Origin of the sequence: Halomonas sp. 707D4, assembly GCF_024158685.1 — a bacterium.
In the GTDB taxonomy this organism is placed as follows: domain Bacteria; phylum Pseudomonadota; class Gammaproteobacteria; order Pseudomonadales; family Halomonadaceae; genus Vreelandella.
On the sequence record NZ_JAMZBD010000315.1, the window covers coordinates 1 to 3,776 of the forward strand.

General features: G+C 64.0%; 5 protein-coding genes. 1 reads left to right on the forward strand and 4 read right to left on the reverse strand.

The genetic code is table 11. The features are described from left to right. Positions 1 to 22 precede the first annotated feature (22 nt). Positions 23 to 784 carry a DUF1338 domain-containing protein gene (locus tag BIS11_RS12765; protein ID WP_253420770.1) on the reverse strand — a complete coding sequence of 254 codons (762 nt, stop codon included), beginning with the start codon at positions 782 to 784 and terminating at the stop codon, positions 23 to 25. A 103-nt stretch (positions 785 to 887) separates the two neighbouring features. Then, on the reverse strand, positions 888 to 1,148 hold the full coding sequence (locus tag BIS11_RS12770; protein ID WP_253420766.1) for a GrxA family glutaredoxin: 261 nt from the start codon (positions 1,146 to 1,148) through the stop codon (positions 888 to 890). Between the two features lie 167 nt (positions 1,149 to 1,315). Here BIS11_RS12770 and BIS11_RS12775 point away from each other — a divergent pair, with 167 nt between their 5' ends. Then, complete coding sequence (locus BIS11_RS12775; RefSeq protein WP_253420763.1) at positions 1,316 to 2,089, forward strand: 3-hydroxybutyrate dehydrogenase; 774 nt, start codon at positions 1,316 to 1,318, stop codon at positions 2,087 to 2,089. Positions 2,090 to 2,093: 4 nt separating this feature from the next. On the opposite strand, the gene BIS11_RS12780 is transcribed toward BIS11_RS12775, so the two are convergent. Together BIS11_RS12780 and BIS11_RS12785 are read right to left on the reverse strand one after the other, a co-directional pair. After that, on the reverse strand, positions 2,094 to 2,633 hold the full coding sequence (locus BIS11_RS12780; RefSeq protein WP_253420760.1) for a response regulator transcription factor: 540 nt from the start codon (positions 2,631 to 2,633) through the stop codon (positions 2,094 to 2,096). 37 nt (positions 2,634 to 2,670) lie between these two features. Next, positions 2,671 to 3,776: ATP-binding protein (locus tag BIS11_RS12785; RefSeq protein WP_253586185.1), on the reverse strand; the 1,106-nt coding region annotated here is incomplete at its 5' end.

Below are 3,776 nucleotides of genomic sequence, written 5' to 3' on the forward strand. Positions count from 1 at the left end.
AGCTGCGAGATGGCGTGATGCGTCACGCCATCTCGCAGCGGGCGTGGGCCGGCAGCAGCTCGTCGCAAAGCGCCATCGTCGATGCTGCTCCTCCCGGTTCCGCCAGCGCCAGTCCGCCCAGGCAGAGTCGATGCTGATCGCCGTGACTGAAGGCCACTCTCTGCGGCATCGCCGGATAGAAGCGGTGCTCCAGTGCCTTCGAGACCGAAAAGACGCCATTGTAACGATGCCGGTGTCCCGGCATGCCCGCGCCCTCGAGTGCCTGATCCAGAACGCCGATGGGCTCGCCCAGAGTGCGGCAATCAAACCCCGCGTGATGCACGCGCGGGCCCATCACCGAGAGCCACGCGGCCAGCGGATGCTCCTCCTCGAGCGTGCAGTAGAGTGACCAGGAGGGCATCGGCCAGGGGCGACCCCGGCACAGCAGGTTGTGTCCTCTACAATCCTGGGGGTGGCACTGATCGACGAGGGCTTCGAGCGCTTCGCGCGGGGCGCGACACAGCGTACCGAGCTTAAGCTCGACCAGCACCAGCGTACTGCTGTCGTCGGCGCGCAGAAGGTGGATCATCAGTCCCTTGTCCGCCAGCGCGTACTGGGCCGAGGGGCTGTAGCCCATGCGATGGAGCTTGCGGGTAAGCTCGACGGCGCTGAACGGGCCGATGTCGAGCGTCACCAGGGTGAGATAGTCTGCCCGCGTGCCGTGCCAGAGGGCGAGCCCGCCAAGCTCGGGGTGAGTATGGATGTAGTCAAGCCAGAGCTGCTGCTCGAATTCTTCGCGCTGCATCGCCAGTGTCCTTGCCGCCTGGAGCGGTCTTGTTGGGAAAATACCCTGTCAGTATAGGCAGCAAGGCGACACCGGGGTTCAATGGCGGATTAAACGCAGAGGATCAGGCGAGCAGGCCGTGCTGGCGCACGTAGTGATCGAACTCGGTGAAGCCGCCGATGTGCGCCTGGTCGATGAACACCTGGGGCACGGTGTGTATCGGCTTGCCGGCGGTCTTGGCGATGTCCTCCTTGGTTACGCCTTCCGAGGGCATGTCCACGTAGCGATAACCTTCGATCTTGTGCGCGCTTTCGAGCTGTTCGGCCAGCATCTTGGCGCGTACGCAGAAGGGGCAGCTCAAACGACCGTAGATGACGACAAACATGATGACTCCTTGAAAGGCTGGCATGAAGGGTGCGTGATCACGCATTGTCGCTCAGACAACCAGCGTTGAACAATGATCCCAGACGACGGCCTGTCCAGGCGCAGGCGTTCTATACTGGGCATGTGCGATGAAGTCGTGAACCGCTTTTCTCTTCCAGGAGGTCGATGATGGCAACGAAGACGGATACCACCCCGAAGGTAGCGCTGGTCACCGGGGCCGGTAGCGGTATAGGCGCGAGCGTGGTCGAGCATTTCTGCAGCCGGGGTTTTCAGGTGCTGGCGGTGGATTTCAACGAGGCGGCGCAAGAGGTGGCGAGCGAGCGGGGCGCTGCATTCTTCAAGGCCGACCTGACCGATGGGCAGGCCTGCAAGACGGCCGTGGATGATGCGATCCGGCGCTTCGGCCGGGTCGATATCCTGGTCAACAACGCCGGTATCCAGCACGTCAGTGCCATCGAGTCCTTTCCCGAAGCCAAGTGGCGCGCGATCATGGATCTGATGCTGACCGCACCGTTTCTGCTCACCCAGGCGGCGTGGCCGTCGATGCGTGAAAACGGCTGGGGTCGGATCGTCAACATCGCCTCCATTCACGCTCAGGTGGCCTCGCCCGGCAAGGCGGCCTACGTGACCGCCAAGCACGGTCTGATCGGGCTGACCAAGACTGCCGCGCTCGAGGGCGGCGAGCAGGGTATCACCGCCAACGCGATCTGCCCGGCCTACGTGAAGACGCCATTGGTGGACAACCAGATTGCCGACCAGGCGAAGCTTCACGGCATGGACGAGCAGGAAGTGATCGAGAAGATCATGCTCAAGGATGCGGCGATCAAGCGGCTGATCGAACCCGCCGAAGTGGCCGAGCTCGTGGGCTATCTGGCTTCCGATGCGGCGGCCTCGGTGACCGGTTCGAGCTTCAACATGGATCTAGGCTGGACGGCGCACTGAGGCGCTAGCGGCGCACCGGGCGCTTTTGCAGCTTGCGCTGCAGGGTACGGCGATGCATGCCCAGCGCCCGGGCGGTCGCCGAGATATTGCCGTCGTGCTCCTGCAGCACCTTCTGGATGTGTTCCCAGGTAATGCGGTTGATCGACGGCGGGTTGTCCGCAAGCTCGATATCGGGGTCGCCACCGTCGTGTTCGAAGGCCGCGATCACGTCGTCGGCGTCCACCGGCTTGCACAGGTAGTGCACCGCGCCGAGCTTGATCGCCTCGACCGCCGTGGCGATGCTCGAGTAGCCGGTCAGCACCACCACTCGGCAGTGGGGCACGACCTTGAGCAGATCCGGCAACAGCTTGAGTCCCGAGCTCTGCTCTAGCTTGAGATCGAGGGTGGCCATGGTGGGGGCGAAGGTGGCAGCCAACTGCAGGGCCTGTTCGGCATCGTGGGCGACCTGCACATCGAAGCCGCGCCGGGTCAAGGCGCGGCTCAATACGTGGCAGAACACATCGTCGTCGTCGACGATCAATAGGCGCTGGTCTTGGGTCTGCATGCTGTTCTCGCTATAACGGATCGTTCGGTCGGGGGGATCACTGTCTTTCCGGCGCGGTGCTTCTGGGCAGCGTCACTTCGGTCAGCGTTCCACCCTCGGGATGATTGTAGAGGCTCACCCCGCCACCGAATCGATTGATCGTGGCATGGGTCAAGAATAGCCCGATTCCCATGCCCTTGCTCTTGGTGGACACGAAGGTGTCGCCGAGCTGGTCGGCGATCGACAGGGCAATGCCGGGACCGTGGTCGCGAATGTCGATGATCACGCTCTCCTCCTGCCAGTCCAGGCGAATGGCGACCTGCTCCGGGTGGGCATCGGCGGCGTTGTTGAGAAGATTGGTCAGGGCCTGGTCGAGGGTCGCGTCCACCAGCAGCCACGGTCGCCCGCGTCGGCTTGCGACCTCGAGCGAGTGGGTCACGTCCGGACGAATCACGAGCCACCGCTGGATGACGCTCGCCAGCCACTGCTCGCCATCCTGCACCTCGGGTTCGGCCATGCGGCGACGATCGGCGTTGGTGACCAGGTGCTGCAGGCGCGACTTGCAGACATCCACCTGCTGGCGCAGCAGCGCGATGTCGTCCTTGAGCGTCGAGTTGTCCGGTGCTTCGGCCTGCATCTCCTTGAGCAGCACGGCCATGGTCGACAGCGGCGTGCCGAGTTCGTGAGCGGTGCCTGCCGCCTGGGTCGCCACGGCCAGCACCTGCTCGTTGCGAAGCGCCGCCTCGCGGGTGCGTGACAGCGCCTTGTCGCGGCTACGCAGGGCGTGGGCCATCTTGTAGATGAAGAACGTCACCAGCCCCGCCGACAGGCCGAAGTTCAGCCACATGCCCAGCACGTGCAGGTTCAACAGGCTGTCGCTGTCGATATGACTCAACTGGGCAATGGGGTGGTAGTCGAACATCAGGAAACTGTAGCCGCCCATCGCGCAGGCGGCGATGATCCAGGCGTGGCGCCAGGGCAGGGTGGCGGCGGCGATGGTCACCGGCACCAGGTAGTAGGTGATGAACGGGTTGGTCGAGCCGCCGGTGAAATAGAACAGCAGCGTCAGGCCGGTGATGTCGGCCAACAGGTGCAGCAGGTATTCGAGGTGGCTGACCGCTCGAGGGCGCCCCAGCCGCCACCAGGTGAGGATGTTGAGCGCAC

What these genes read in the sequence shown, in the direction of transcription:
- BIS11_RS12765 (WP_253420770.1), bottom strand. Translation starts at nt 784, where the DNA reads ATGCAGCGCGAAGAATTCGAGCAGCAGCTCTGGCTTGACTACATCCAT.
- BIS11_RS12770 (WP_253420766.1), bottom strand. Translation starts at nt 1,148, where the DNA reads ATGTTTGTCGTCATCTACGGTCGTTTGAGCTGCCCCTTCTGCGTACGC.
- BIS11_RS12775 (WP_253420763.1), top strand. Translation starts at nt 1,316, where the DNA reads ATGGCAACGAAGACGGATACCACCCCGAAGGTAGCGCTGGTCACCGGG.
- BIS11_RS12780 (WP_253420760.1), bottom strand. Translation starts at nt 2,633, where the DNA reads ATGCAGACCCAAGACCAGCGCCTATTGATCGTCGACGACGACGATGTG.